Genomic DNA, 26,995 nt, shown 5'->3' on the forward strand with positions numbered 1-26,995 from the left:
CCCGGAAGTTAAGCTCTTCAGCGCCGATGGTACTGCACCGGGGACGGTGTGGGAGAGTAGGTCGCCGCCGGACAATCTTTTGAGGGGAGGGTCACTCGTTGACGGGTGGCCCTTCCTTTGTTTTCGTGTGGACAGTGTGTTGGGGGGCTGTGGCCCCCCTTTTTTTGTGCCCAAAAACAAGGCGGGGGAATGACAACGCCCTGGCCGATGACGACCAGGGCGTTGAAGGGCTTGAAGGTCAGGGAGTGACGAAGAGGCCGTCACCGACGGGGCGTTCGGCGCCGTCCGAGGGCCGGTTGACGACCTTTCCGCGGACGATCATCGCGCTCGATCCGCCCCCGTCGAGGTTGATGGCCTGCTTGGCGCCGAGCCAGCGCATCAGCTGGGCGGCCTCGACCATCGACGCGCCCACGGTGACGCCGGGGACACGGCCGTCGACCGTGGCCAGGATCAGGCCGCCGTTCTTGGTGACGCCCGCCATCGTCCTGGGGTGGCGGCGGAGCATCATGTTGAGGGAGGCCTGCCCGTCGGCGAGGGCGGAGATGTGGATCCGGCCGTTCCTGACCAGTCCGACGCCGCCCGCCATGACGTACGTCTGGGGGGTGAGGGGGACGGCCCGCTTGGTCCGCAGGTCGATGACCTTGGTGTCCACCTTCACCGTCGCGGTCTCCGCGGCGTGTTCGAGCAGCCAGTCGGACATGAGGCCGGTGCCGTGCAGCACGGAGAAGCCGCGGGGGACGACGCCGCCCGCCTGGCGGGCCGAGACGACCCTTCCCTGGGCGTCGATCACGGCTTCGGTGCCGCCGTCGGCCGCGGTCTTGGTCCCGAACTCCTCGGTGTAGAGGACGAGTTCGTCGGTGGCCGGTGCCCGGTTGACGCCGTGGATTTCGGTCTTCTCCCCGTCGGAGGAGGTGGCCGTGAGAGCTGACTTCAGCTCTGTGATCTTGACTTTCCTGCCGTTCAGAACGAGGCCGGTCCGGCCCTCCACGGCCTCGCTGAGGAGTTTGCCGCCGACCACGGAGATCCCCATGGGGTCGCCCTTGATCTCCTTGACGGTGTGGATGTTGAAGAAGCCGCCGTTGACGCCGGCGATGGCGCCGAGGGGCTTGCCCATCGAGCTGGTGGTCTCGCGCTTGGCGATGCTCTTGCCGATGCTCGTCTTGAACGATCCCCTGAAGGTCCTGGGGTCGATCGTCAGCACGCGCAGGTTCCAGGGGCCGGTGCTCTCCAGGCCGTCGTCGCCGAGATAGTCGGCCTTGGCCTTGATGTCGAACGCCTTGAGCTCCTTGACCACCTTGTCCGCCGCGGCGCGCTGTTTGAACGGCCACTGCCCGACGCGGACCAGATAGCGTTCCACGGCGGGGGCGTCCGCTGCGGCGGGCTGGACGACCCTCTGGATCTCCGGGGTGAATCCGGCTGCCTCGACCTCGGCGGCCTTCCGCTGGGCGGTGGCCAGGGCGCCGTCCTCGTGTCCGTTGGGCATCAGCACGGCCACGGTCCAGCCCTGGGTCGAGGTGCCGTGCCGTACGGTGAAGAGGTCGATCCCGGGGGCCACGTTGAGTTGCTTCGTCACCGGGGCGACCCGTGCCCCGAGGGGGAACGCCGAGGAGGGGAAGGGCAGTGCCGTCTGCCCCGCCAGGGCGGGAGTCGCCGTGGCGACGAGCGTTGTGGCGGAAATCCCGACGACGAAACGTCGTGACATGAATATCTCTCCCCGTTGGTGATCAGACTTCGGTTGACCATCGTGCCGAAGATCCACCTACCGGGGTGTGCGAAACACGCTAAACGTATTGAGAAAGTGTCCTTTCCCACAGGAATCACACAGCGCACGCGACTCATACGAATCAATGGGCCGTACGGAGTTCCGTACGGCCCGCGACGGATTGAAACCGGTTCAGGACGTGGAGTGGTACACCTTGCGGAGGGTCTCGTGGATGATCCACGTGGTCCTTGCTCCCGCGGAGAGCAGGCAGACCGAGCCGGGGACGAGGTCGATGCTGGCGCCACCGTCGACTTCGAGGGTCGCGCGGCCGGACAGGACCACGAAGATCTCGTCGTTCTCCACGTCGGTCACGGTGCCGGGGGTTATCTCCCAGATTCCCCGGCTCTGGGAGCCGTCGGGAGATGACCACAGCTCGACGGAGGAGACCTGGGGTGAGCCCGCGAGGATCTGGGCGGGGTCCAGCTCGTCGGGCGACAGCCGTACGTCACCGGCGGGGACGGCGAAGACGCCTGCGGCGTCGACCATGCGGGCAAGGTCGGCGGCCTCGGGGACGAGGATCTCGGGCATGGGGGCCTTTCAGGTGCGGGGGTTGTCTCTCCGGAAGGACTCCAGCGCCAGAAGCGCCACGTGGAGGGAGAGACAGGACTCGACATCGTCCAGATCGATGTCGAGAACACGTTCCAGCCTACGGAGCCTGTCGTAGAACGCGGGCCTCGACAGGTGGGCCTTCTGCGCGGCGACGGCCTTGTTGCGGCCCGCGGCGAGGTAGATGCGCAGGATTCTGGTCAGGTCGCCGCCGCGCTGGGCGTCGTGGGCCAGCAGGGGACCCAGCTCGCGTTCGGCGAAGGTCTGCAGGCGGGCGTCGTCCCTCAGCAGGTGCAGCAGGCCGCGTAGGCGCAGGTCAGGAAGCCGGTAGAAGGGCCGTCCGTCGGGTTGCCTGACGGCCACGTCGGCGACCTGTTCGGCTTCGAGGAAGCTGCGCCGTACGTCGCGGATCGACTCGACCACGGAACCGGCGGCCAGGACGAAGGGTGTGGCGAAGGTCATGCGCAGCCGGTCGGCGAGCGCGGTCAGCGAGGGCTCGGCGAGGGTCCGCGGGGGCAGGGGGAGCAGGACGCCGACGCGGTTCTGGTCCAGGGCGCCGATCAGGGCGGGCAGGCGGGCGTCGCGGCAGGCGGCAGCGGCGGCCTCGGCCAGTTCGCCGAGCCGTACGAGCTGCTCCTGTCCTTCGAGGGAGGCGTCCTGCGGGTCGCACAGGCGCAGCACCGCGCTGATCAGCTTGCGCCCGGTGAGCGGCACGCCGACCGCCCTGGCGCGGGCGGCTGCCTCCTCGGGGTCGGCGTAGGCGTGGGTCAGGATGCCGGTGATGATCGTGCCGTGGGCCTGGCGTTCGAGTGACTCCTGGTGGCGTTCGAGCAGGCGGCCGAGGGCGAGGGTGGTCGCGGCGCGTTCGGCGAGGACGACGTCGCGCGGCCCGGGGGTGCCCTCGCAGAGCAGGATCAGGCGGCCCCAGTCCTGGCCGCGCGCGCCGACCATGGTGACCAGCCAGCCGGAGGAGGAGTCGTAGGCGGTCCTGCCCTCGGGGGCGACCGCCCGTGAGCGGGTCTCCCAGCTCGCCAGCAGCGTCCCGGTGTCGCGGCCCGCCGTCTCGCAGGCGAGCACCTGGTGGGCGAGGTTCTCCAGCAGCACGGGGCTCCCGGACAGGCGCGCGACCTGGCTGAGCACCTCGGCGGGGGAGGCGCCCTCGACGGAGAGTTCGGTGAACACCTCGTGGAGCTGCTCGGAGGCGCGTAACTCCTCAAGCTGGATGTCGATGATCCTGGCGTGCACCGACTCGGTGATCTGCACGAAGGGGGTCTCGCGGGCGAGGGTGACCAGGGGCAGGCCGTGCTCCTCGGCGGCGTTGATGACCGAGCGGGGAAGCTCCCTGATGAACTTGCGGCCCAGCTCGACGATCAGCCCTGAGGCCCCGACGGCGGCCAGCTCCGCGACGTAGGCGGCCAGGCTCTCCTGGTCGTCGGGCAGCGCGATGCCGGTGGTGAGCACCAGCTCCCCGCCGCGCAGCAGGTGGGCGATGTCGGTGACCTCTCCGACATGGACCCAGCGGACCCGGGTGTCGAGCCGGTCGGCTCCCGCGACCACCCGTGGGTTGCCCCTGCGGACGGTGTCCAGGGCGAGAACGTCGGCGATGGTTGGGAGCACCCACCGAGAGTATCCGATCAGCCTGTAAGTTAGAATGCCCGCCGCTTTACAGCTTGAAAGGACAAGTCCCTCTTTGAGTGGACCTTTCTCTGTGATCTGGCGGATTTCCCGCCTAATCATCAACCGCCTGGTCTCCTCGTCCACTGGCCTTAGGATGACTTGACCTTTTCTCGGCCGAACGAACGCGGTGGTGACCATGGTTGAGACTACGGACGGATCGAGACGTGGTTCCACACAGGCCGCCGGTGTGGAGGAGCTCGATCTGCGTCAGCTCCTGGCGGGGCTCACCGCGGTTCGTGACGGTGACTTCGGCACCCGGCTGCCCGACGAGGGCGACGGTCTGCTCAAGGAGATCGCCACCGTCTTCAACGGCATGGTCGACCAGCTCTCGCTGTTCACCTCGGAGGTGACGCGGGTCGCCCGGGAGGTCGGCACCGAGGGGCAGCTTGGCGGGCAGGCGGAGGTGCCCGGCGTCTCCGGCACCTGGAAGGACCTCACCGACTCGGTCAACGCCATGGCGGGCAACCTCACCGACCAGGTCCGTGACATCGCCCAGGTCGCCACCGCCGTGGCCACCGGTGATCTCTCACAGAAGATCACGGTGGACGTCCGGGGCGAGATCCTTGAGCTGAAGAACACCCTGAACACGATGGTGGACCAGCTCTCGTCGTTCGCCGACGAGGTGACCAGGGTGGCCCGCGAGGTGGGCACCGAGGGTCGCCTCGGCGGGCAGGCGGAGGTGACCGGGGTCGCGGGGACCTGGCGTGACCTGACCGACTCGGTGAACTTCATGGCGGGCAACCTCACCGACCAGGTCCGCAGCATCGCGCAGGTCACCACGGCGGTCGCCAGGGGCGACCTGTCGCAGAAGATCACCGTCTCGGCCAGGGGCGAGATCCTGGAGCTGAAGAACACCATCAACACGATGGTGGACCAGCTCTCGTCCTTCGCCGACGAGGTGACCAGGGTCGCCCGCGAGGTCGGCACCGACGGACGGCTCGGCGGGCAGGCCGACGTCAAGGGCGTCTCCGGCACCTGGCGTGACCTGACCGACTCGGTGAACTACATGGCCGGCAACCTCACCGACCAGGTGCGGAACATCTCCCAGGTGGCGACCGCGGTCGCCAGGGGCGACCTGTCGCAGAAGATCACGGTCTCCGCGCGGGGGGAGATCCTGGAGCTGAAGGACACCATCAACACGATGGTGGACCAGCTCTCCTCCTTCGCCGACGAGGTGACCAGGGTGGCCCGCGAGGTCGGCACCGAGGGGCGCCTTGGCGGGCAGGCCGACGTCAAGGGGGTCTCCGGCACCTGGAAGGCGCTCACCGAGTCGGTCAACGTCATGGCCGACAACCTCACCGCCCAGGTGCGCAGCATCGCCGAGGTCACCACCGCGGTCGCCAAGGGCAACCTGACGCAGAAGATCCGGGTCGACGCCCGGGGCGAGATCCTGGAGCTGAAGGACACCATCAACACGATGGTCGACCAGCTCTCGTCGTTCGCCGCGGAGGTCACCCGGGTGGCCCGCGAGGTCGGCAGCGAGGGGCGGCTCGGCGGGCAGGCCGAGGTGGAGGGGGTCTCCGGCACCTGGAAGCGGCTGACGGAGAACGTCAACGAGCTGGCGGGCAACCTCACCCGGCAGGTCCGCGCGATCGCCGAGGTGACCAGCGCCGTCACCTCGGGTGACCTGACCCGCTCCATCACCGTGGACGCCTCCGGCGAGGTGGCCGAGCTCAAGGACAACATCAACTCCATGGTGAAGTCCCTGCGGGAGACCACCCTGGCCAACCAGGAGCAGGACTGGCTCAAGTCCAACCTGGCCCACATCTCCGGGCTCATGCAGGGCCACCGGGACCTCGCCGTCGTGGCCGAGCTGGTGATGAACGAGCTGGCGCCGCTGGTCCGCGCGCAGCACGGCACGTTCCTGCTCGCCGAGGAGGCCGGGGGGCGTTCCGAGCTCCGGGTTGTCGGCGGCTACGGTCACCGGGACACCAGCCGTCGCTACGGCTTCGGGGAGTCGCTGGTCGGGCAGGCGGCCCTGGCCAAGCGCCCGATCCTGGTCGAGGACATCGCCGACGGGTATCTCACGATCTCGTCGAGCCTGGGGGCGGCCGGGCCGGTCAACCTGATCATCCTGCCGATCATCGTCGAGGACCAGGTGCTCGGGGTGATCGAGCTGGCCAGCCTCAACCGGTTCACCCCGGTGCACCGGGCCTTCCTCGAACAACTCGTCGGCACCATCGGCGTCAACGTCAACACCATCGTCGCCAACGCCCGCACCGACTCCCTGCTCGCCGAGTCGCAGCGCCTGGCGACGGAGCTGCAGATGGGCCAGGAGGAGCTCCAGCGCTCCAACGCCGAGCTTGAGGAGAAGGCGGAGCTGCTGGCCCGGCAGAACCGCGACATCGAGACGAAGAACAGGGAGATCGAGCAGGCCCGCCAGGAGCTTGAGGAACGCGCCAAGCAGCTCGCGCTGGCCTCCAAGTACAAGAGCGAGTTCCTGGCGAACATGAGCCACGAGCTGCGCACCCCGCTCAACTCGCTGCTGATCCTGGCCCAGTTGCTGGGCCAGAACCCGGCCCGCAACCTCACGGCCAAGCAGGTGGAGTACGCCAACGTCATCCACTCGGCGGGTACCGACCTGCTCCAGTTGATCAACGACATCCTCGACCTGTCCAAGATCGAGGCGGGCAAGATGAGCATCAGCGTCGAGCCCCTGCCGCTGCGGCGCCTCCTCGACTACGTGGAGGCCACCTTCAGGCCGCTGACCACGGAGAAGGGCCTCAGGTTCGACGTCACCGTGGCCCCGGACGTGCCGGGCGAGTTGCTCATGGACGAGCAGCGGCTGCGCCAGGTGGTGCGCAACCTGCTGTCGAACGCGGTGAAGTTCACCGAGGCGGGTTCGGTCGGGCTGCGCATCGAGCGGATCGGGGAGACGGACCTGCTGGGGGTCCCCGGTCAGGAGGTGCTCGCCTTCCACGTCGTGGACACCGGCATCGGCATCGCCGAGGAGAACCTCTCCCAGATCTTCGACGCCTTCCAGCAGGCAGACGGGACCACCAGCAGGAGGTACGGCGGGACCGGCCTCGGATTGTCCATCAGCCGGGAGATCGCGGCGCTGTTCAAGGGGGAGATCGGGGCGGTCAGCGTGCTCGGGCAGGGCAGCATCTTCACCCTCAGGCTGCCGATCGCGGACGTCGCCCCCGGCCGCCACGACGTCCCGGCCGTCGCCGCGCCCGTGGCCAGGGTGACCGTCCCGGTGGGGGAGGAGCCAACCGGCGGGGAGGGACGCCGTCTGCTCGTCGTCGAGTCACGCCAGAGCGGGCTGCTGTCCCAGCTCGCCGAGAGCGTCGCGGCCGACCTGGACGAGACGCACGGGCCGGTCAGGGTGGCCACGGCCAACGACCCCGCGACCGCGGTCGAGACGCTGAGGCGGGACGACCACCACTGCATCGTGCTCGACCTGGGGATGCGCCAGGACGAGACGGCGGAGTTCCTGCGCGGGCTCGACGAGGACCCGGTGCTGCGTGAGCTGCCCGTGCTCGCCCACCACACCCGCACGCTGACCAGGCCGCAGGAGAACCTCCTCAAGGGTCTTTCGAACCCCCAGTCCCTGGAGCTCCTGCCGAGCCTGGACGAGCTGCGCGAGCGCATCACGCTGCACCTGTCGGCCCAGGCGCGTGGCGCGGTCCTTCCGCTGGTACGGCCCGGCCTGGACGAGCGGCCTCCCGCGCTCAGGGAGGCCGACGCCGTACTGGCCGACAAGAAGGTGCTGGTCGTCGATGACGACGTGCGCAACGTCTTCGCGCTGACCAACATCCTGGAGCTGCACGGCATGCGGGTGCTCTACGCGGAGAACGGCCGCAAGGGCATCGAGATGCTCTCGCGCAACGAGGACGTGGACCTGGTCCTGATGGACATCATGATGCCGGAGATGGACGGCTACGCCGCGACCGCGGCCATCCGTAAGATGCCGCGCTTCGCCGACCTGCCGATCATCGCGGTCACCGCGAAGGCGATGCAGGGCGACCGGGAGAAGACGCTGTCGGCCGGGGCGAGTGACTATGTGACCAAGCCCGTGGACGCGCAGGAGCTGCTCACCCGCATCCAGCAGTGGATGACCGCCTGAGGGCCGTCACCGCTGGTTGAGGCGGGCCTCGATGCCGTCGAGGAAGCAGGTGAGCCCGAAGTCGAAGGTGAGGGCCCGGGTCGCCTCCTGGTCGAGGTCGGCGTGCTCGGCGTAGCGGGCGGCCAGCCCCGGATAGTCGTCGGCCGCCTGGGACACGATGTTCAGGATCACCTTGACGAGCTCCTGGTCGTTCAGCCCCGAGCGTCTGGTCGCGGTCCGCCAGGCGATCTCCGGCATGGTCGTGCCCAGCACGTAGGCCATCAGCGTCGAGGACGCCTGGTCGAGGCCGAGGCCGGTGAACCCCGCCCTGGCGAAGGTGCGCATCAGGCAGTCGGACAGGCGCATGGCGTTGGGGCCGATGCTGGGCATGGTGCCGATGAGCACCGCCGACCAGGGGTGCGCGAAGAGCGCGTGGCGCAGCCCGTAGGCGAAGGCAGAGGCCGCGTCGCGCCAGCCGACCTCCTCGGGGTCGAACGCCGGGACCTCGCCGAAGACCTCGTCGAGGACGAGCTCCAGCAGGTCGTCCTTGTTGGCGACGTGCCAGTAGATGCTCGTGGCGCCCGCGCCGAGCTTGGTGCCGAGGCGGCGCATGCTCAGCGCGTCCATCCCCTCGGCGTCGAGGATCTCCATGGCCGCGCGGACGATCTGCGCCCGGCTCAGCGTCGGGCTCTTCGAAGGACGCTTCTCACGGGTCCACACCGAGGACAGGGGCTGCTCCACACCTTCAAGCATACGGCCGATAATACGGTGTTCGATTTCATCGCACGATGTACGAGATTCGGCTACATCACCCCACCTCGTTCCACGGGATGGCCTCGATGCGCTCGATGTGCTCCTCGCCCCACTCCCCGAGCGGCGCCATGGCGGCGTTGAGGGAGTCGCCGAACTCGGTGAGGGAGTACTCCACCTTCGGCGGAACCTGGTGGTAGACCTCACGGTGCAGCAGTCCGGTGGCCTCCATCTCCCGCAACTGCAGGATCAGCACCCGCTCGCTGATGCCGGGCACCGCCCGCCGTACCTCCCCGAAGCGCAGGGGGCCGTCCTGGAGCGCGAACAGGATCAGTCCCTTCCACTTGCCTCCCATGACGGCGATGGCGGCGTCGAGACCGCAGGTGAACGTCCGCTTCTTCGTCTCCTTCATCGGCCCATACTGACATTTATGTGGGTACCCGGCAAAAATGTAGGTACTTGTAGGAATGTATGCATCCCAGCCAGCATGAACCAGGTCCGCGCCGACAGGGCGCTCTATGGCTGGAGTACGCATATGACCGCGAAGCATGTGACACCGGTGACCGTCATCGGGCTGGGCTCGATGGGCACGGCGCTGGGCGAGGCCTTCGTCAGGGCCGGGCACCCGACCACCGTCTGGAACAGGACCGCCGCCAAGGCCGCGCCCCTCGTCGCCATGGGAGCCAGGCACGCGGAGGCCGTCGAGGACGCGGTGGCGGCGAGTCCCCTGGTCGTCACCTGCCTGACCACCTTCGACGACACCCGGCTGGTGCTACGGCGGTCCGGTACGGCGCTGCGCGGGCGGGCCCTGGTCACCCTCAACAGCGGTTCCCCTGCCGACGCCCGCGAGACGGCCGCCTGGGCCGTCGGCCACGGCGCCCGGTTCCTGGCCGGTGCGGTCAAGAACGTGCCCTCGGCCGTGGGCGCCCCGGACACCCTGCTGTACTACAGCGGCGACAGGGCGGTCTTCGAGGAGTTCGGGACGACCCTGAGGGTGCTGGGCGGTGACACCGTGCACCTCGGCGAGGAGGCCGACCTGGCCGCCCTGTACGAGATGGCGGTGGGCGCCATGCTGCTGCCCGCGCTTGTCGGCTTCTTCCAGGGAGCCGCGGCCGTCCAGGCGCGCGGGCTGGAGGTGACCACGATGGTGCGCTTCGCCGGCAAGTGGCTGGACATGATCAAGTCCCTGCTGCCGATCTACGCCGAGGAGATCGACGCGGGCGACTACACCGAAGCCGTCTCCTCCGTGAACCTCTTCCTCGCGGGGGCGGCCCATGACGAGGACCTGTCCAGGGAGACGGGCGTCGACACGGCCTGGCTCGCCCCGCTGCATGACCTGGTGAGGCGGGCGGCCGAGGCGGGCCACGGCGAGCACAGCATCTCGGCTCTCACCGAGGTGCTCAGGAAAGCTGAACGCCAGCACACCTACGGGTGAGGGAAATGTCACGGAAGGGTGCCAAAAATTCATGTATTTCAGATTGCTTAAGTAGGAAATATGGGCGACGATGGTTAACGAGTCGCCCGAGCCCGTGGAGGTGGACATGGCCGGCACAGCTCACGTCTGGCGAACGTCCGGGCGTGCCGGTGCGAGGGCCCGTGGCGTTCGGGGCCTTCGTGGCTCAGGCGACTCACGGCGTCCCGGCCTTGCCGGGGCCGCCTTCTCCGAGAAGCCAGGGCGGGGAACCTGGGGGGTGCTCCGCCCGGCAATCCTGTACGGCTTGCGCCAACCGTCGCAGGGCGCAAGCCGTACAGGCTCGGAGGGGTGAATGGTGTTCTGACAATATGACGGGTTTGCCGACCATATCCCGACAGTCTGCTGGTAGGAGCAGGTAACGGAACCCGACATACTCGTTGTATGTCGGACCTTCTTGCGCGCCACCGTGCGGTAATGCCCAACTGGCTGGCCCTCTACTACAACGAGCCCATCGAGATCGCCGGCGGCAAGGGCAACCGGGTCGTCGACGCGTCGGGGAAGAGCTATCTGGACTTCTTCGCGGGCATCCTGACCAACATGATCGGCTACGACGTGCCCGAGGTGCGTGAGGCCGTCGAGCGGCAGCTCGCCACCGGGGTGGTGCACACCTCCACGGTCTATCTGCTCCGGGGTCAGGTCGAGCTCGCCGAGAAGATCGCCCGGCTCTCCGGCATCGAGAACGCCAAGGTGTTCTTCACCAACTCGGGTACCGAGGCCAACGAGACCGCGCTGCTGCTGGCGACCTACGCCCGCAAGTCAGACCAGGTCCTGGCTATGCGGCAGAGCTACCACGGCCGCTCCTTCGGGGCGGTCGGCGTGACGAGCAACCGCTCGTGGAAGAACAACTCCCTGTCGCCGCTGAACGTGCACTTCCTGCACGGCGCAGACCGGCACCTGGCCCAGTTCCGCGGCCTGTCCGACGCCGACTACATCGCCGCCTGCGTGGACGACCTGCGTCACGTGCTCGCCACCTCCGTCGGGGGTGACGTGGCCGCGCTGATCGCCGAGCCGATCCAGGGTGTCGGCGGCTTCACCATGGCGCCGGACGGGCTGTTCGCCGCCTACAAGGAGGTCCTCGACGCCGAGGGCATCCTGTTCATCTCCGACGAGGTGCAGACCGGCTGGGGCCGTACCGGCTCGGCGTTCTTCGGCATCCAGAACCACGGCGTCACGCCAGACATGATGACCTTCGCCAAGGGGCTGGGCAACGGCTTCGCGGTCGGTGGCGTCGTGGCGCGGGGCGACCTGATGGACGGCCTGCACGCGACCGGCCTGGCCACCTTCGGCGGCAACCCGATCTCCATGGCCGCCGCCAACGCCACCCTCGACTACGTGCTCGACCACGACCTGCAGGCGAACGCCGCCAGGACCGGGGCCCTGATCATCGACGGGCTCCGCGAGGCCGCGCCGCGCCTGCCGATCGTCGGCGACGTGCGGGGCAAGGGCCTGATGTTCGCCGTCGAGCTGGTCGATCCGGCGACCGGGCAGCCCTCGCCCGCGCTGGCGGCCAGGTTCATGGAGGAGACGAAGAAGGCGGGCCTGCTCGCGGGCAAGGGTGGCCTGTACGGCAACGTGCTGCGGATGGCTCCGCCGCTCACCCTGACCCTGGACGAGGCCGCGGAGGGCCTCGGGATCATCGTCAACGCGCTCGAAACCGTCAACGCCGAGGTCACGTCGTGAAGAACATCACCCACTGGATCGACGGAGCCCGCACCGAGGTCCCCGGCGGAGGCCGTACCTCCGAGGTCTTCGACCCGGCGACCGGCGAGGTGGCCGGGCACGTCCACCTGGCCTCGGTCGAGGAGGTGGACGCCGCCGTCGCCTCCGCCCTGGCCGCCTATCCCGCCTGGCGGGACTCCTCGCTGGTCAGGCGTTCGCAGGTGCTCTTCCGCTTCCGCGAGCTCCTGCACGCCAACCGTGACGAGCTGGCCCGGCTCATCTCCGCCGAGCACGGCAAGGTCCACTCCGACGCGCTCGGCGAGGTCGCCAGGGGCATCGAGGTTGTCGAGTTCGCCTGCGGCATCCCGCACCTGCTCAAGGGCGGTTTCTCCGAGGGCGTCTCGACCCGGGTGGACTCCTACTCGATCCGGCAGCCGCTCGGTGTCGTGGCGGGCATCACGCCGTTCAACTTCCCGGCCATGGTGCCGATGTGGATGTTCCCGGTCGCCATCGCGGCGGGCAACTCCTTCGTCCTGAAGCCCTCCGAGCGGGACCCGTCCGCCTCCCTGCTGCTGGCCGAGCTCTGGAAGGAGGCGGGGCTGCCCGACGGCGTCTTCACCGTGGTCCAGGGCGACAAGGTCGCGGTGGACCGGCTGCTCGGCCACCCCGACGTGAAGGCCGTCTCCTTCGTCGGCTCCACCCCCGTCGCCCGGTACGTCTACGAGACCGGCACCGCGGCGGGCAAGCGGGTCCAGGCGCTCGGCGGCGCCAAGAACCACATGCTCGTGCTGCCCGACGCCGATCTCGACCTCGTGGCCGACGCCGCGGTCTCGGCGGGCTTCGGCTCGGCGGGGGAGCGGTGCATGGCGATCTCGGTCGTGCTCGCCGTCGACCCGGTCGGGGACGAGCTGGTCGACAAGATCGTCTCTCGGGTCTCGGCGCTGACCGTCGGCCCCGGCGACGACCCGGCCTCCGAGATGGGTCCGCTGGTCACCGGGGCACACCGGGACAAGGTGGTCTCCTATCTCGACCTGGGCGTCTCCGAGGGGGCCAAGCTCGTCGTGGACGGCCGGCTGACTCCGGTGCGCGGCGGCGCGACGGCAGAGGAGACCCCCGGCTTCTGGCTCGGCCCGACGGTCCTCGACCACGTCCCCGCCGACTCCCGCGTCCACCGCGAGGAGATCTTCGGGCCGGTGCTGTCGGTCGTGCGCGTCTCCTCCTACGAGGAGGGGCTCGACCTGATCAACGGTGGCGAGTACGGCAACGGCACCGCGGTCTTCACCAACGACGGCGGCGCGGCCAGGCGCTTCCAGAACGAGGTCGAGGTCGGGATGGTCGGCATCAACGTGCCGATCCCGGTGCCGATGGCCTTCTACAGCTTCGGCGGCTGGAAGGCGTCGCTGTTCGGCGACACCCACGTCCACGGCACCGAGGGCGTGCACTTCTACACCCGGGGCAAGGTCGTCACCTCCCGCTGGCTCGACCCGAGTCACGGTGGCGTCAATCTCGGCTTCCCGACGAACCGGTAGCCACTTTCGGTGATGACGGAGGCGGCCCCGCGGGAAGACCTTCCGTGGGGCCGTGCCGTACGCGGGCCGATAGGCTCCGGACAGGTCGAGTCGTAAGGGGAAGCGCGTGAGCGGGGACAGGTTCCGGCGTACACGTCTCGGCGCGCTGGCCTGCGCGCTGACCCTGGCGCTCTGCGCCCCGGCCACCGCGGCCACCGCGCTCGCCCCGACGCCGACCCCCAAGCCCTCCGCCTCGATCGGCAAGGGGGAGGGCACCCTGCAGGTCCTCACCTACCAGGGCCACGTCGAGTACGGTGGCGCCACCGCGAGCGCCGACTGGGTCGCGCCCTTCGAGAAGCTCACCGGGTGCAGGGTCACCAGGCTCGACCGGGTCCGCTCCGGCGAGGAGATGGCGGAGAAGGCACGCTCGACCTCCTACGACGTGATCTCGGCCTCCCCGGACCTGGCCGGGAAGCTGATCGCCGAGGGCGCGGTCAGGCCGCTGGACACCACGCTCCTGCGCGCCTACAAGGACATCCCCCGGCGGCTGCGCGAGCTGCCCTCGACCAGGGACGCGGGCGGCAAGGTCTACGGCGTCCCCTACCTGTGGGGGGTCAACCAGGTCATGCGTGTGCCCGGCGCCCCCGGTGGGCCGGACGCGGTCTACCGGACGGAGCGGTCGGCCGTCAGGGACACCCCGCTGAGCATCGCCGACGCCGCCCTCGCGCTCAGGAAGACCAGGCCGGAGCTGGGGATCAAGGACCCCTTCCAGCTCACCCCCGCCCAGCTCGACGCCGCGACCGCCCTGCTGGCCGAGCACGACGGCTCCCGCCGGGTGTACTGGACGAGCACCCTTGAGGTGATCCAGGCCTTCGCGACGGGGGAGGCGCACGTGGCCCAGGCGCTGCCGTACCACCTTGACCTCTTCGAGCGCGCGGGCAGGACGATCGAGCCGGCCGTGAAGGGGCCGGTGACCGGGTGGGCTGACGCGTGGCTGGTCGGGACCGGCTCGACCAGCCCCAACTGCGCCTACCGGTGGCTCAACTGGGTCGGTTCGGCGAACACGCAGCGTTCGGCGGCGGCCTGGACGGGTCTCGCGCCCGCCAACGTCAAGGCCTGCGACGGCGACGCCAGGCGGCTGTGCGACGTCTACCACGCGCGTGACGACCGTGAACTGAAGCGTGTCCTCTTTGCCACCCGCCCGACAAAGGGTTGCGGTGGGTTGGGCGGGGAATGCACTGAATACACCGAATGGGAAAAAAGGTGGAAGAACCTGGCGAAGTGAGTGGGATGGTCACGGTTCATCGTTGAACGGGCCGTGACCCGCTCCCCGAGCCGGGGCGTCCCGGTGCTCCCCCGGCGCCGGGACGTCCCTCCCGCTTTCCGTGGATCCGCTGGTGAAATCGTGTCCCGAATATCGACTGGTTGACCAGTCAGTGGATAGGATCCCGCCATGAGAATCCTTCTTGTGGGTGCGGGCGGCGTCGGCTCGGCCGTGGTCCCCATCGCGGCGCGCCGAGATTTCTTCGAACACATCGTGGTGGCCGACTCTCAACAGAGCCGGGCCACCGCCGCGGTGGCCAGAGCCGGTGACCCGCGGTTCAGCGCGATCACGCTGGACGCCTCCGACCAGACGGCGGTCGAGGCCGCCCTGACCGCGCACCGCTGCGACGTGCTCCTCAACGCCGTCGATCCGCGCTTCACCATGCCCCTGTTCAGGGCCGCGCTCAACGTGGGGGCCGACTACCTGGACATGGCGATGTCGCTGTCCCGCCCCCACCCGGGCAGGCCGTACGAGCTGCCGGGGGTGAAGCTCGGCGACGAGCAGTTCGCCCTGGCCGGGCGGTGGCGGGACAGGGGTCGCCTGGCGCTGGTCGGCATGGGGGTCGAGCCGGGGCTGGCCGACGTGTTCGCGCGCTACGCCGCCGAGCACCTCTTCAGCGACATCGAGGAGATCGGCGTCCGCGACGGGTCGAACCTGGTGGTCGAGGGCTACGACTTCGCACCGACCTTCTCGATCTGGACGACTATCGAGGAGTGCCTGAATCCCCCTGTGGTCTGGGAGGACGGCGCATGGCACACCACCGAACCGTTCAGCGAGCCGGAGGTCTTCGACTTCCCCGAGGGGATCGGCCCGGTCGAGTGCGTCAACGTCGAGCACGAGGAGGTCCTGCTCGTGCCGCGCTGGATCGACGCGCGGCGGGTGACGTTCAAGTACGGCCTCGGCCAGGAGTTCATCGGCGTCCTGAAGACCCTGCGCAAACTCGGCCTCGACAACGCGGGCAAGATCAGGGTCGGCGGGGTCGAGGCCTCACCGAGGGACGTGGTCGCCGCGGCGCTGCCCGACCCGGCGACACTCGGTGAGCGGATGCGCGGCAAGACGTGCGCGGGCACCTGGGTGAAGGGCGTCGGCAAGGACGGCGCGCCCAGGGAGGTCTACCTCTACCACGTGGTGGACAACGAGTGGTCGATGCGGGAGTACGGCTGTCAGGCGGTGGTCTGGCAGACGGCGCTGCACCCGGTGGTCGCGCTCGAACTGCTGGCGGGCGGGGTCTGGACGGGCTCCGGGGTGCTCGGTCCCGAGGCGTTCGACGCGGTGCCGTTCCTGGACCTGCTCGGCGACTACGGTTCGCCGTGGCGGATGCGGGAGCAGACGCGCGGGATGCTCATGTCGGCCTGAGAAACCTCAGAAGAAGGCGGCGCTGCGGGGCAGGTGGTAGAGGTTCTCCTCGGTCTCCTGGATCAGCGCGCCCGCGCAGTCGTCACAGGCGAACAGCGGGGAGTCGTCGGGCAGCCTTCCGATCCTGACCCGTGGCCTGGGCCATTTCTTGTGACAGGTCACGCAGGCGTCGCCCTCGCACTGGGCCCTGGTCAGACCCTCCGGGTCGAACGTCGCCGTGATCCGTGCCGTCCTGGTATGACGCCAGTCCATCACGCCTCCCGTCCTTGATCGCGAAGTCTTATACCGGAACCGTTATAACGCCGCTTCCGCCCGTGATCGGTGTGGTAGGTGTCAAGCGGTGGTTAAATCACTCCCTGTGCGCCTTCCGTAACACATCAAAAGGGGCACCCAGCCTCAAGCCGGGTGCCCCTTTTATGATGATCTAAACGGTCAGATCTCGTTAATGATCTTCTCCAGGATCGTCAGTCCCTCTTCCAGCAGGTGGTCGGGCATGACGAGCGGCGGCAGAAATCTCAGAACGTTTCCGTAGGTGCCCGCGGTCAGCACGAGAAGGCCCTCCGCGTGACACCTCCTGGCGATCTCACCGGCCGCCGTCGGGTGCGGCTCCTTGGTGCCGGGGACGACCAGCTCGATCGCGATCATGGCGCCCCGGCCACGCACGTCGCCGATCACCGGGTTGCGCTCCGCGGCGGCCCGGAGCCGGGGAAGCATGACCTCGCCGATGTGACGGGCCCTGCCGGTCAGGTCCTCCGCCTCGATGGTCTCCAGCACGCCCAGCGCCGCCTCGCAGGCCAGCGGGTTGCCGCCGTAGGTGCCGCCGAGCCCGCCGACGTGCACCCTGTCGAGCAGCTCGGCCCTGCCGGTGACGGCCGACAGAGGCAGCCCGCCCGCGATGCCCTTGGCGGTGACGATGATGTCGGGGACGACGCCCTCGTCCTCGCAGGCGAACAGGTGGCCGGTGCGCGCGAAGCCGGTCTGGACCTCGTCGGCGATGAAGACGATGCCGTTCTCGCGGCAGAACTCCGCGATCCTCGGCAGGAAGCCCCTGGCGGGCTCGATGAAGCCGCCCTCACCCGCGATCGGCTCGATCACCACGGCGGCCACGTTCTGCGCGCCGATCTGCTTGCCGATCTGGTCGATCGCCTGGTCCGCGGCCTCCTCGGCGCAGTTCTCCGGGCCGGTCGGCCACCGGAAGGGGTAGGCCAGCGGCATCCGGTAGACCTCGGGCGCGAAGGGCCCGAATCCGTGCTTGTACGGCATGCTCTTGGCGGTCAGCGTCATCGTCAGCAGCGTGCGGCCGTGGTAACCGTGGTCGAAGACGACGACGGCCTGGCGTCCCGTGGCGTGCCGCGCCACCTTGACCGCGTTCTCCACGGCCTCGGCGCCGCTGTTGAGCAGGAAGGTGCGCTTCTCGTGGTCACCCGGGGTCAGCTCGTTGAGCTTCTCGCAGACCTGGACGTAGGACTCGTACGGCGTGACCATGAAACAGGTGTGCGTGAAGTCCGCGACCTGCCTGGTCACCCGCTCGACCACGCGCGGGGCGGAGTTGCCCACGCTGGTCACCGCGATGCCGGAGCCGAAGTCGATCAGCGAGTTGCCGTCGGCGTCGACGACCACACCGCCACCGGCCTGCGTCACGAAGACGGGCAGCGTGGTGCCGATGCCCGGGGGGACGGCGGCCTGCTTGCGCGCGAACAGCTCGCGGGACCTCGGGCCGGGAATCTCGGTGACGACCCGGCGCTCCTGAGGAAGCGAGGGGCCGCCCTGGGTGACGGTGCTCATGCTGTGACGTTATGTCGCGCGTACCAGGATGCGGATGATGCACAATGGCAAAATTACCGACGGTACTCCTGCCGTAACGTACAAATCCGGGGGTGGTTGTGGCGCCGACGCTCCGCACCGTCGTGCGGCGTCTGCCGCTCAAACTCGCCGTGCTGGCCGGGCACGACGCGCTCGACAACCCGGTCCGCTGGGTCGCGGTCAGCGAGCTTGAGGACCCCACCCCCTTCCTTGAGGGCGGCGAGCTGGTGCTGACCACCGGCATGCGTCTGGACGAGACGAACGCCGCCCCCTACGTCGGCAGGCTCGTGGCCAGGAACGTCTCCGGCCTCGGCTTCGGCGTCGGCCTCGGTCACGAGGAGATCCCCCCTGGGGTGGTCGAGGCGGCGGCCCTCGCGGGGCTGCCGTTGATCGAGGTGCCCCGCGACACCCCGTTCGTCGCGATCAGCAAGCTGGTCAGCGACCTGATCGCCGCCGAGCAGTACGAGGAGATCAGCCGCGCCTTCGCCGCCCAGGGCCGCCTGACCCGCGCCGCGCTCCGGCCTGAGGGAGCCGCCGCAGTGATCGACCGCCTGGCCCAGGAACTGGGCGGCTGGGCCGTACTGCTCGACGAGGCGGGAGCCGTACGGCACGCGGCGGGCCGGGACGCCTCCCACGTCACCCGATTGCTGCCCGAACTGGAGAAGCTCAGGAAACCCGCGGGCCGTGGAGCCCCGGCGAGCCTGGCACTGTCCACCCCGGCCGAGCACGTCGTCGTGCAGCCGCTCGGCGCCCGCAGGGTCAGGGGGTTCTTCGCGGTCGGCGTCGAACGGCCGTTCACGCCGGTCGCGCACACCGTGGTCAACGCCGCCGGGTCGCTGCTGACGCTCGCCATCGAGCACGGCAGGGAGCACCTGGCCGCCGAACGCAGGATCCGCGCGGCCGTGCTGAGGCTGCTGCTCGCCGGGCGGACCGAGGCAGGGCGGGATGTCCTCGACCTGCTGGGGGAGGGGCTGCCCGCGGACCGGCTGGTCGTGCTGGCCGTCCACGGAGACCAGGAGGCGGTGCTCGACACCGTCGCGGAATTCAACGACGTCTTCGCCGCGACGGAGGCGGACCGGGTGGTCGTCCTCGCCCCGAGGGAACGCGCCGACGCGGTGGCCGCCGCGCTCGCCGAGCACGGCAGGATCGGTCTCGGCTCCCCGGTCGGCCCCGACGACCTGCGCACCGGACTCGACCAGGCGGAGCGGGCGCTCGCCGCGGCCGGCCGGGGCACGGAACGCGTGACGCGCTTCGCCGACCTGGCGGGCCAGGGGCTGCTGTCCCTGCTGGACCCCGGCGCCGCCGAGGCGTTCTCCTCCGCACTGCTCGCCCCCCTGCGCGAGTACGGCTCCCGCGCCGACCTGCTGGAGTCCCTGCGCGCCTACCTGGCCTGCAACGGTCACTGGGACGCCGCCGCGCAGCGGCTCGGGGTGCACCGGCACACCCTGCGCTACCGGATGCGCCGGGTCGCCGAACTGCTCGGCCGCGACCTCGACGACCCCGGGGCCCGCGCGGAACTCTGGGTCGCGCTGACCACGGGGAGCTGAACGCGGTTCAGGACTTGTCGGTCCGATAGCGGGAGATGGTGGCGTAGGTGACCGCCTCGTAGGTCTCGCCGCCCCGAAGATGGCCCGCCCGCTCCAGGCTGATGGCTCCCTGCGCCGCGGCCCAGAGGGCGTCGGCGATCCGCCTCGGCTGCGTCGGGATGATGTAACCGGCGGAGATGCAGTCGGCGATCACCCGGTCGAGGATGTTGAGCGCCGCCCTGGCCAGTGTCCTGGCCCGCTCGCTCGGCACGAAGCCGGGGATCGCCCGCTCGAACATCAGGGCGTAGTAGCCGGGCTCGGCGAGCGCGGCCTCCCGGTAGGCGGGACCCAGCGCGGTGAGGTGCTCCAGGGCGTTCCTGCGCGGCGGTACGGCCTCAAGGCGCCGCCTGAACCGCTCGAACCCCTCAAGGTAGAGCGCTTCGGCCAGCCCCTCCTTGCTGCCGAACATGGTGTAGACGACCGTCGTCGAGCACCCCGCCTCGGTGGCGATGCGCCGCATCGACAGGCTTTCCGGGCCGACGGTTTCGAGAAGCTGACCGGCCACGTCGAGAAGCCGCGCGCGAAGCTCGTCCTGGCCCGCCCGTTCGCCGAGGTGGTAGGCACCCTGCAGCCCGCGCGGCGCCGGAGAGGTCATGCGGCCACGCCCTTCCGCTGTGAGGGAGTTGCAACCGTGACTTAGCCAGAGCGAAGATCGTTCAAACCGTCGTCATATAGGAATATCCATAAAGCGGGTCGGTTTCGTTACAGCCTTTCAGCGGAGATGGGCCATACGGAACGGCGCAACCCGGCAACCGTCTTGTACGCGGTGGAGTAACGCCCCGTCGTGAGGGTTGGCATACCGTCTGAGCATGGACGTGCGCCCCTTCTGGCTCGCCGGCCGTCCCGCCACCGGGGACGCCGAGCTGACCGTGACCAACTCACATGACGGCCGTGTCGTCGGCCTCTGCTCAGTGCCGACGGCCGACCAGGTCGAGGAGGCCGTCGCAGCGGCGGTGGCCGTGCGCGCGCAGGCCGCCGCGCTCCCCATCCACGTGCGGGCCGACGCCCTCGCCCACGTCTCGCGCCGCCTGGCCGAGCGCGCCGAGGAGATCGCCCGGCTGATCATGGAGGAGAACGGCAAGCCGATCTTCTGGGCCCGTGGCGAGGTCAACCGCGCGATCTCCACCTTCAGGTTCGCGGCAGAGGAGACCCGCAGGCTCGGCGGCGAGGTCATGCGCCTGGACACCGAGGCGGGCTCAGCAGGCCGTCTCGCCTACATCTCGCGCGTCCCGCACGGCCCGGTCCTGGCGATCACGCCGTTCAACTTCCCGCTCAACCTGGTGGCCCACAAGGTCGCCCCCGCCATCGCGGTCGGCGCGCCGGTCATCGTCAAGCCCGCCCCCGCCACGCCGCTGTCCTCCCTGGTGCTGGGCGAGATCCTGGCCGAGACCGCGCTGCCCGAAGGCATGTTCTCCGTCCTGCCCGTGCCCAACGACCGCGCGGGCGCCCTGGTCGAGGACCCGCGGCTGCCGGTGGTCTCCTTCACCGGCTCCGGCCCCGTCGGCTACGCGATCATGGACCAGGTGCCGCGCAAGCACGTCACGCTGGAGCTCGGCGGCAACGCCGCCGCGGTCGTGCTCGCCGACGCCGACCTCGACTGGGCCGCCTCCCGGGTGGCGCTGTTCTCCAACTACCAGGCCGGGCAGAGCTGCATCGCCGTACAGCGCGTGATCGTTGACGCGTCCGTGCGCGAGGACTTCCTGGCCAGGCTGGTGCCCGCCGTGGAGGCCCTGGTCGTCGGCGACCCGGCGGACGACAGGACGCAGGTCGGCCCGCTCGTCTCGGTCGAGGCCGCGGAGCGCGTCGAGCAGTGGGTCAAGGAGGCCGTCGCGGCCGGTGCCAAGCTGCTGGCCGGAGGCACCCGCGAGGGCGCGACCGTCGCCCCGACCGTGCTCGCCGACGTCCCGCACGACGCCAAGGTCTCCTGCGAGGAGGTCTTCGGCCCGGTGATGATCGTCCAGACCGTCTCCGGCGTTGACGAGGCGTTCGCCACGGTCAACGACTCCAAGTACGGCCTGCAGGCCGGGGTGTTCACCCGCAACCTGGACGTCGCCTTCCGCGCCAACCGCGAGCTTGAGGTGGGCGGCGTGGTCATCGGGGACGTGCCGTCCTACCGCGCCGACCAGATGCCCTACGGCGGCATCAAGGAGTCCGGGGTCGGCCGCGAGGGCATCCGCTCCGCCATCGCCGACTTCACCTACGAGAAGGTCATGGTCCTGACCGGGCTCTCCCTGTAGGGAGACGACGGCCCGCGCCCCGCTCGCCCCGGGGCGCGGGCCGTACCCTCACGACCTCTGGGCGGCGGCGTAGAGCCGTCTGGCGGCCTCGCCGAAGTAGGGGCCGTACATCGTGCCGCGGTCGTCGCTGTACTTGAAGCTGCTCACCGAGGTGACCGTGCCGTGCCCGGTCACCGGGTCGAAGCCGCTCAGCCACGGTCCGCCGCTGGACCCCGCGGTCATGTCGCAGCGCAGACCCTGGTCGCTGGTCTGGCCGTGCGGGTCGTCGCGGACCGGGCCCGCGCAGTAGACCAGGTTCTCGCCGTCGTAGGGCAGGTCGGCGGGGAAGCCGAAACCGTGGGTCTGACGTCCCCTGGCGGTGTCGAAGGCGATGTCCTGGACGCCGACGACCTGGGCCAGGTGCCTGCCGCCCCTCGGGTTGACCGCGACCATGCCGATGTCGTGGCTGTCGTCGCCACCGCGCGCCCACGCGCCCGGCACGAACATGCGCCGCGCGGTGAACTGCCCGTACGGCTTGCGCCCCCGGTCGTAGCCGGGTACGAAGACCCAGTTGTCCGCCCAGGCGCCCGTGCCGTTCTTGACGCAGTGGCCCGCGGTCACCACCAGGTCCAGGTTGGCGCTCCTGACCGAACTCGCCGAGCACACGAAGTCGGTCCCACCGAGGGTCATGAACACCCGCCCCGTCGTGCGGGCGACCTGCCCGCCCGCGCCCCAGCGGGCGCCGCCGACACGCGCGCCGTACCGGGTGCGGGTCGTGCCGACGGGCGGGGTCCTCGCCCCCACGGTGGCGACCCTCATGACGGAGGGCCTCGTGGCGGGCGTCTCGAAGGCCGTCTTCAGCCCGAGCAGGCCGGTGACCGCGCCGAGCACCCCGCTCACCGGTCCGAGCAGGCCGATCGGAGCGGCGGCGGCCATCCGGTCCGGCGTCCAGTAGGCGAGCACCCGGCGCCGTTCGGCGGCGCTCCCCGCGCCCAGGTGCTCGGCGACGGCGGTGTCTCCCGTCCACCCGTACGAGGTCTGCCGGTGCTCGGGGGGCGTCGTGCCGGTCGCGGGGACGCCGATCAGCCCGGCGACGAGCACGGCACCCGCGAGCAGGGGGAGGCTCGAAGTCATGGGCCGAGTTTGCACTACCAGGTGTGTTCTTGTAGCTACTTTCGGTGAAAATCGAGGGTTCCTGCGCTCTGCGCATCCCCGGTGGGCGGTTCGACCGGGGGACGTGACCGGAGAGAATGGGGCCGTGCAGCCAGACATCACGCGCTCGGTCGCCCTGCTCGGCTCTACCGGCTCGATCGGGACCCAGGCCCTCGACGTCATCTCCCGCAACCCCGGCCGTTTCCGGGTCGTGGCCCTGGCCGCGGGAGGCGGCAGGGTCGACCTGCTGGCCCGCCAGGCGGCCGAGTTCGGGCCGGACGTGGTGGCCGTCGCCGACCCCGCCGCCCTGCCCGACCTGCGGCGGGCCCTGGCCGGGCACGGGGTGAGCCCCAAGCTCCTCGCCGGTCCCGAGGGGGTCGCGGAGGCGGCCGCCTGGCCGTCCGACGTGGTCCTCAACGGCGTCACCGGCGCGCTCGGACTGACCTCGACGCTGGCCGCGCTCGAAGCGGGCAGGGTGCTCGCCCTGGCCAACAAGGAGTCGCTGATCATCGGCGGTCCCCTGGTCAAGCGGCTGGCCAAGCCGGGACGGCTGCTGCCCGTCGACTCCGAGCACGCCGCCCTCGCCCAGTGCCTGTGGGCCGCGGGCCCGACGGGGCCGGACGCCTCCGCCGTGCGGCGACTGGTCGTCACCGCCAGTGGCGGCCCCTTCCGCGGCAGGCCGAGGTCGCAACTGGCCGACGTGACCCCCGAGCAGGCCCTGGCGCACCCGACCTGGTCGATGGGGCCCGTCATCACCGTGAACTCCGCCACCCTCGTCAACAAGGGGCTGGAGGTCATCGAGGCCCACCTGCTCTTCGACATCGGCTTCGACCGGATCGACGTGGTGGTCCACCCGCAGTCGGTCGTCCACTCGATGGTCGAGTTCGTCGACGGCTCCGTCGTCGCCCAGGCCAGCCCGCCCGACATGCGGCTGCCGATCGCGCTCGCCCTCGGCTGGCCGGAGCGGGTCCCCGGCGCCGCCCCCTCGGTCGACTGGACCAGGGCCCACACCTGGACCTTCGAGCCCCTCGACGACGAGGCGTTCCCCGCCGTCGCGCTGGCCCGCCACGTCGGCTCGGCGGGGGGCACGGCCCCGGCCGTCTACAACGCGGCCAACGAGGTCTGCGTCGAGGCATTCCTCGCCGGGCGGCTGCCGTTCCCCGGCATCGTGGACACCGTGGCCTCGGTCGTCTCGGAACACAGCGTGACCGCCGCGGAGACGGTGGCAGAGGTGTTGGACGCTGACGAATGGGCACGGATTCGGGCACGGGAGCTCACGGCGACTGCCTAGACTGGGGAGGTCCCCGACTCTTCAAGGGTGAAAATGACTTCTGTTGCTCTCGGGATCCCGTCCGTAAGGACCAGGCCGATCGCCGAGCGACGCAAATCCCGTCAGATCATGGTTGGTTCCGTCCCGGTCGGCGGTGACGCGCCGGTCAGCGTGCAGTCGATGACCACCACGCTCACCGCGGACATCAACGCGACGCTCCAGCAGATCGCCGAGCTGACCGCGTCGGGCTGCCAGATCGTCAGGGTCGCCGTGCCGTCCCAGGACGACGCGGACGCGCTCCCGATCATCGCCAGGAAATCCCAGATCCCGGTCATCGCCGACATCCACTTCCAGCCGAAGTACGTGTTCGCCGCGATCGAGGCCGGTTGTGCCGCCGTCCGGGTCAACCCGGGCAACATCAAGAAGTTCGACGACAAGGTCGGTGAGATCGCCAAGGCCGCGGCCGACCACGGCGTGCCGATCAGGATCGGCGTCAACGCCGGGTCGCTCGACCCCAGGCTGCTGCAGAAGTACGGCAAGGCGACCCCCGAGGCGCTGGTGGAGTCGGCGCTGTGGGAGTGCTCGCTGTTCGAGGAGCACGGCTTCCGCGACATCAAGATCTCGGTCAAGCACAACGACCCGGTCGTGATGGTCCAGGCCTACCGGCTGCTCGCGCAGCGCTGCGACTACCCCCTCCACCTGGGGGTGACCGAGGCGGGACCGGCCTTCCAGGGCACGATCAAGTCGGCCGTGGCCTTCGGCGCCCTACTGGCCGAGGGCATCGGCGACACCATCCGGGTCTCGCTTTCGGCCCCGCCGGTCGAGGAGGTCAAGGTCGGCGCCGCGATCCTGGAGTCGCTGAACCTCCGCGAACGCGGTCTCGAGATCGTCTCCTGCCCCTCGTGCGGACGCGCCCAGGTGGACGTCTACACCCTCGCCGAGCAGGTCCAGGCGGGTCTGACCGGCCTGAAGGTCCCGCTGCGGGTCGCGGTGATGGGCTGCGTGGTCAACGGTCCCGGCGAGGCGCGGGAGGCAGACCTCGGGGTCGCCTCGGGCAACGGCAAGGGCCAGATCTTCGTCAAGGGCAAGGTCATCAAGACCGTCCCCGAGTCCCAGATCGTGGAGACCCTCATCGAGGAGGCCATGCGGCTGGCCGAGGAGATGGGCGTGGAGATCGACTTCGACGACGAGGACACCCCGGGCCCCGAGGTCGTCGTCCGTTAGGACCTCCGGGAGGGTCAGGCTTCACCCCATGGTCGAACTACGTGTGCTGGGCTCCGACGACTGGCCGCTGTGGCGGGAACTGCGACTGGCGGCCCTCGCCGAGGCCCCGGCCGCGTTCGGGTCGAAGCTGGCCGACTGGCAGGGGGAGGGCGACCGCGAGGACCGCTGGCGGGGGCGCCTGGAGATTCCCGGCTCGCACAACGTCGTCGCGCTCCTCGACGGTGAGCCCGTGGGGATGGCCAGCGGTCTCCCCATGGACGGGGGAGACGCGGTCGAGCTGATCTCGATGTGGGTCAGCCCGCGCGCCCGGGGCCGGGGCGTCGGAGACGGGCTGATCCTGGAGATCGAACGGTGGGCGCTACGGCGGCGCGCCGCGACCCTGCGGCTGAGCGTGATGCCGGGCAACGACGCGGCCGCCGCCCTCTACGGGCGTCACGGTTTCAAGGACACCGGGGAGCCGGGCGACCTCCTGGAGGACGGGGCGGGCCGCGAGGTGGTCATGGCGAAGGCCCTGGACTGACCGGCGGAGGCGCGGTTTCGCCGGTTATGCGGGGATCGGGGCGGATAGGCCGGGCGAACAACCTGGGGTCATAACCCAGGGTGGGCATTGACTACCCTGCGTGGTTGGGCTTGATTTGGTTGCGGTCCTCACCCGTCCGTCACATTCCACGACGGGAGAGGCATGGCGTCGTCCCCCCGTCGAAAGGAAGCGCATGTTCCGCACCTCCGCCCGCGCGGCGGTCCTGGCTCTGGCGGCCCTGACGGGCCTGGCCGGTCTCGTGCCCGCCTCGGCGGCCTCCGCGGCCGTGTCGAGTACCCCTGTCCGCACCGTGACGGGGGCCGACGACTGCGGCCGCGAGCTCGGCGAGTGGATCGACAGCGGCCGTGCCGCCTACCGGGGAAACCTCCGCTCCGAGTTCGGTGACGAGGTGGTCGACGCGGTCGTCGTCTTCCGCGGCGACAAGGTCGAGCTCGTCCTTGAGGGGCGCTCCTCCGGGCCGAAGCGCCACCGTTTCAACCCCGCTCTGCCCGGCATCTCCTGGACCATCTTCGGTTTCTCCGCCCTGCTCGACCGCCCCACGTGTGAGCGGGACGGCGTGGGCGAGGCCGACCTCGTCCTGCGGGTCCAGGGGCTCGGACGCCTGCAGGGCCAGGTCCACCGGGAGGAGTAGTTTCCGAAGGTGGGTTCTCCGTGGGGTGGCTCCGGGTGGGAGGAGCCGCCCCACGGGCTTTTCTCCGGCCGTTTCCCGGCGCTTCAGGGGCGCCGCGCGTCCACCTCGATCTCTATCCGCATCCTCGGGTCGGACAGGCCGCACACGATCATCGTGGCGGCGGGCCGTACCGCACCGAAGTGGTGGCGCAGGGCGGGCCAGCAGTGCTCGAAGTCCGCGCGCTCGGGCAGCATGTAGCGCACCCGCACCACGTCGGCGAACGAGCAGCCCGCCTGGGTCAGGGCGCTCTCGATGTTGCGCAGGCACTGTTCGGTCTGCTCGACCACGTCGTCCGAGATCGTCATCGTCGCGTAGTCGAACCCGGTTGTTCCCGACACGTGGACCCGGTCGCCGTCGACCACCGCGCGCGCGTAGCCGATCTCCTCCTCGAAGGTGGAACCGCTCAAGATCGCATATCGCTCCGTCATG

General features: G+C 69.9%; 22 protein-coding genes and 1 rRNA gene. 13 read left to right on the top strand and 10 right to left on the bottom strand.

Translation table 11 applies throughout. The features are described 5' to 3' along the window. Window positions 1-73: ribosomal RNA gene (rrf, locus tag FHS44_RS25620) — 5S ribosomal RNA — on the top strand; the annotation flags it as partial. A gap of 165 nt (window positions 74-238) precedes the next feature. Here the strand turns inward: rrf and FHS44_RS25625 are convergent. From FHS44_RS25625 to FHS44_RS25635, 3 genes are all read right to left on the bottom strand, one after another. After that, a complete protein-coding gene (locus FHS44_RS25625; RefSeq protein WP_184719012.1) occupies window positions 239-1,702 on the bottom strand; it encodes a phosphodiester glycosidase family protein in 1,464 nt (487 codons plus the stop codon). Between the two features lie 192 nt (window positions 1,703-1,894). After that, the gene (locus FHS44_RS25630; protein ID WP_184719014.1) at window positions 1,895-2,290 is read right to left on the bottom strand and encodes a cupin domain-containing protein; all 396 of its coding nucleotides are present in this window, start codon (window positions 2,288-2,290) and stop codon (window positions 1,895-1,897) included. 9 nt (window positions 2,291-2,299) lie between these two features. Then, window positions 2,300-3,925, bottom strand: a complete 1,626-nt coding sequence (locus FHS44_RS25635) for a PucR family transcriptional regulator (RefSeq protein ID WP_184719016.1) — start codon at window positions 3,923-3,925, stop codon at window positions 2,300-2,302. A gap of 196 nt (window positions 3,926-4,121) precedes the next feature. Between FHS44_RS25635 and FHS44_RS25640 the strand changes: the two genes are divergently transcribed. Then, window positions 4,122-8,054, top strand: coding sequence for a hybrid sensor histidine kinase/response regulator (locus tag FHS44_RS25640; RefSeq protein WP_184719018.1), 3,933 nt, complete (start codon window positions 4,122-4,124; stop codon window positions 8,052-8,054). Between the two features lie 6 nt (window positions 8,055-8,060). Here the strand turns inward: FHS44_RS25640 and FHS44_RS25645 are convergent, their stop codons facing one another. Together FHS44_RS25645 and FHS44_RS25650 are read right to left on the bottom strand one after the other, a co-directional pair. Further along, complete coding sequence (locus FHS44_RS25645) at window positions 8,061-8,786, bottom strand: TetR/AcrR family transcriptional regulator (protein ID WP_184719020.1); 726 nt, start codon at window positions 8,784-8,786, stop codon at window positions 8,061-8,063. 55 nt (window positions 8,787-8,841) lie between these two features. Next, window positions 8,842-9,195 (bottom strand): winged helix-turn-helix transcriptional regulator, encoded by a 354-nt coding sequence (locus FHS44_RS25650; protein ID WP_184719022.1) that lies wholly within the window; start codon window positions 9,193-9,195, stop codon window positions 8,842-8,844. Between the two features lie 123 nt (window positions 9,196-9,318). Between FHS44_RS25650 and FHS44_RS25655 the strand changes: the two genes are divergently transcribed. The 5 genes from FHS44_RS25655 (at window position 9,319) to FHS44_RS25675 (ending at window position 16,104) form a co-directional block, all read left to right on the top strand. After that, window positions 9,319-10,218, top strand: coding sequence for an NAD(P)-dependent oxidoreductase (locus FHS44_RS25655; RefSeq protein WP_184719024.1), 900 nt, complete (start codon window positions 9,319-9,321; stop codon window positions 10,216-10,218). Window positions 10,219-10,638: 420 nt separating this feature from the next. Next, window positions 10,639-11,937 carry an aspartate aminotransferase family protein gene (locus FHS44_RS25660; protein ID WP_184719026.1) on the top strand — a complete coding sequence of 433 codons (1,299 nt, stop codon included), beginning with the start codon at window positions 10,639-10,641 and terminating at the stop codon, window positions 11,935-11,937. Next, window positions 11,934-13,445 (top strand): CoA-acylating methylmalonate-semialdehyde dehydrogenase, encoded by a 1,512-nt coding sequence (locus tag FHS44_RS25665; RefSeq protein ID WP_184719028.1) that lies wholly within the window; start codon window positions 11,934-11,936, stop codon window positions 13,443-13,445. Before FHS44_RS25660 ends, FHS44_RS25665 begins: the two co-directional genes overlap by 4 nt. A 106-nt stretch (window positions 13,446-13,551) precedes the next feature. Beyond that, window positions 13,552-14,709 (top strand): extracellular solute-binding protein, encoded by a 1,158-nt coding sequence (locus FHS44_RS42435; RefSeq protein WP_184719030.1) that lies wholly within the window; start codon window positions 13,552-13,554, stop codon window positions 14,707-14,709. 168 nt (window positions 14,710-14,877) lie between these two features. Continuing rightward, entirely contained in the window at window positions 14,878-16,104 is a 1,227-nt protein-coding gene (locus FHS44_RS25675; protein WP_184719032.1) for a saccharopine dehydrogenase family protein, read from the top strand. Window positions 16,105-16,110: 6 nt separating this feature from the next. Here FHS44_RS25675 and FHS44_RS25680 read toward each other — a convergent pair whose 3' ends face one another. Both FHS44_RS25680 and gabT read right to left on the bottom strand, forming a co-directional pair. After that, window positions 16,111-16,356 (bottom strand): hypothetical protein, encoded by a 246-nt coding sequence (locus FHS44_RS25680; RefSeq protein WP_184719034.1) that lies wholly within the window; start codon window positions 16,354-16,356, stop codon window positions 16,111-16,113. Window positions 16,357-16,536: 180 nt separating this feature from the next. Continuing rightward, complete coding sequence (gabT, locus tag FHS44_RS25685) at window positions 16,537-17,889, bottom strand: 4-aminobutyrate--2-oxoglutarate transaminase (protein ID WP_184719037.1); 1,353 nt, start codon at window positions 17,887-17,889, stop codon at window positions 16,537-16,539. Window positions 17,890-17,981: 92 nt separating this feature from the next. On the opposite strand from gabT, the gene FHS44_RS25690 reads away from it, so the two are divergent. Beyond that, complete coding sequence (locus FHS44_RS25690) at window positions 17,982-19,454, top strand: PucR family transcriptional regulator (RefSeq protein ID WP_312863814.1); 1,473 nt, start codon at window positions 17,982-17,984, stop codon at window positions 19,452-19,454. 7 nt (window positions 19,455-19,461) lie between these two features. On the opposite strand, the gene FHS44_RS25695 is transcribed toward FHS44_RS25690, so the two are convergent. Further along, window positions 19,462-20,088: a TetR/AcrR family transcriptional regulator gene (locus tag FHS44_RS25695; RefSeq protein ID WP_184719039.1), complete on the bottom strand. Its 627-nt coding sequence runs from the start codon at window positions 20,086-20,088 to the stop codon at window positions 19,462-19,464. A gap of 214 nt (window positions 20,089-20,302) precedes the next feature. Here FHS44_RS25695 and FHS44_RS25700 point away from each other — a divergent pair, with 214 nt between their 5' ends. Then, window positions 20,303-21,730, top strand: coding sequence for an aldehyde dehydrogenase family protein (locus FHS44_RS25700; RefSeq protein ID WP_184719041.1), 1,428 nt, complete (start codon window positions 20,303-20,305; stop codon window positions 21,728-21,730). Between the two features lie 48 nt (window positions 21,731-21,778). Here the strand turns inward: FHS44_RS25700 and FHS44_RS25705 are convergent, their stop codons facing one another. After that, window positions 21,779-22,843, bottom strand: coding sequence for a trypsin-like serine peptidase (locus FHS44_RS25705; RefSeq protein ID WP_184719043.1), 1,065 nt, complete (start codon window positions 22,841-22,843; stop codon window positions 21,779-21,781). Between the two features lie 124 nt (window positions 22,844-22,967). On the opposite strand from FHS44_RS25705, the gene dxr reads away from it, so the two are divergent. The 4 genes from dxr (at window position 22,968) to FHS44_RS25725 (ending at window position 26,527) form a co-directional block, all read left to right on the top strand. Further along, window positions 22,968-24,152: a 1-deoxy-D-xylulose-5-phosphate reductoisomerase gene (dxr, locus tag FHS44_RS25710; protein ID WP_312863815.1), complete on the top strand. Its 1,185-nt coding sequence runs from the start codon at window positions 22,968-22,970 to the stop codon at window positions 24,150-24,152. Between the two features lie 33 nt (window positions 24,153-24,185). Then, a complete protein-coding gene (gene ispG, locus FHS44_RS25715; protein WP_184719047.1) occupies window positions 24,186-25,355 on the top strand; it encodes a flavodoxin-dependent (E)-4-hydroxy-3-methylbut-2-enyl-diphosphate synthase in 1,170 nt (389 codons plus the stop codon). Between the two features lie 28 nt (window positions 25,356-25,383). Further along, window positions 25,384-25,875: a GNAT family N-acetyltransferase gene (locus tag FHS44_RS25720; RefSeq protein WP_184719049.1), complete on the top strand. Its 492-nt coding sequence runs from the start codon at window positions 25,384-25,386 to the stop codon at window positions 25,873-25,875. A gap of 193 nt (window positions 25,876-26,068) precedes the next feature. Beyond that, on the top strand, window positions 26,069-26,527 hold the full coding sequence (locus FHS44_RS25725; RefSeq protein WP_184719051.1) for a hypothetical protein: 459 nt from the start codon (window positions 26,069-26,071) through the stop codon (window positions 26,525-26,527). 83 nt (window positions 26,528-26,610) lie between these two features. Here FHS44_RS25725 and FHS44_RS25730 read toward each other — a convergent pair whose 3' ends face one another. Continuing rightward, window positions 26,611-26,994, bottom strand: a complete 384-nt coding sequence (locus FHS44_RS25730) for a RidA family protein (RefSeq protein WP_184719053.1) — start codon at window positions 26,992-26,994, stop codon at window positions 26,611-26,613. Between the last annotated feature and the right edge of the window lies 1 nt (window position 26,995).

Origin of the sequence: Streptosporangium saharense (assembly GCF_014203715.1) — a bacterium.
Classification (GTDB): domain Bacteria; phylum Actinomycetota; class Actinomycetes; order Streptosporangiales; family Streptosporangiaceae; genus Streptosporangium; species Streptosporangium saharense.

Bases quoted from the DNA above. Each gene is read 5' to 3' on its own strand.
- FHS44_RS25625 (WP_184719012.1), bottom strand. From the start codon at position 1,702: ATGTCACGACGTTTCGTCGTCGGGATTTCCGCCACAACGCTCGTCGCC.
- FHS44_RS25630 (WP_184719014.1), bottom strand. From the start codon at position 2,290: ATGCCCGAGATCCTCGTCCCCGAGGCCGCCGACCTTGCCCGCATGGTC.
- FHS44_RS25640 (WP_184719018.1), top strand. From the start codon at position 4,122: ATGGTTGAGACTACGGACGGATCGAGACGTGGTTCCACACAGGCCGCC.
- FHS44_RS25645 (WP_184719020.1), bottom strand. From the start codon at position 8,786: ATGCTTGAAGGTGTGGAGCAGCCCCTGTCCTCGGTGTGGACCCGTGAG.
- FHS44_RS25650 (WP_184719022.1), bottom strand. From the start codon at position 9,195: ATGAAGGAGACGAAGAAGCGGACGTTCACCTGCGGTCTCGACGCCGCC.
- FHS44_RS25655 (WP_184719024.1), top strand. From the start codon at position 9,319: ATGACCGCGAAGCATGTGACACCGGTGACCGTCATCGGGCTGGGCTCG.
- FHS44_RS25660 (WP_184719026.1), top strand. From the start codon at position 10,639: ATGTCGGACCTTCTTGCGCGCCACCGTGCGGTAATGCCCAACTGGCTG.
- FHS44_RS25675 (WP_184719032.1), top strand. From the start codon at position 14,878: ATGAGAATCCTTCTTGTGGGTGCGGGCGGCGTCGGCTCGGCCGTGGTC.
- FHS44_RS25680 (WP_184719034.1), bottom strand. From the start codon at position 16,356: ATGGACTGGCGTCATACCAGGACGGCACGGATCACGGCGACGTTCGAC.
- gabT (WP_184719037.1), bottom strand. From the start codon at position 17,889: ATGAGCACCGTCACCCAGGGCGGCCCCTCGCTTCCTCAGGAGCGCCGG.
- FHS44_RS25695 (WP_184719039.1), bottom strand. From the start codon at position 20,088: ATGACCTCTCCGGCGCCGCGCGGGCTGCAGGGTGCCTACCACCTCGGC.
- FHS44_RS25700 (WP_184719041.1), top strand. From the start codon at position 20,303: ATGGACGTGCGCCCCTTCTGGCTCGCCGGCCGTCCCGCCACCGGGGAC.
- FHS44_RS25705 (WP_184719043.1), bottom strand. From the start codon at position 22,843: ATGACTTCGAGCCTCCCCCTGCTCGCGGGTGCCGTGCTCGTCGCCGGG.
- ispG (WP_184719047.1), top strand. From the start codon at position 24,186: ATGACTTCTGTTGCTCTCGGGATCCCGTCCGTAAGGACCAGGCCGATC.
- FHS44_RS25720 (WP_184719049.1), top strand. From the start codon at position 25,384: ATGGTCGAACTACGTGTGCTGGGCTCCGACGACTGGCCGCTGTGGCGG.
- FHS44_RS25725 (WP_184719051.1), top strand. From the start codon at position 26,069: ATGTTCCGCACCTCCGCCCGCGCGGCGGTCCTGGCTCTGGCGGCCCTG.
- FHS44_RS25730 (WP_184719053.1), bottom strand. From the start codon at position 26,994: ATGACGGAGCGATATGCGATCTTGAGCGGTTCCACCTTCGAGGAGGAG.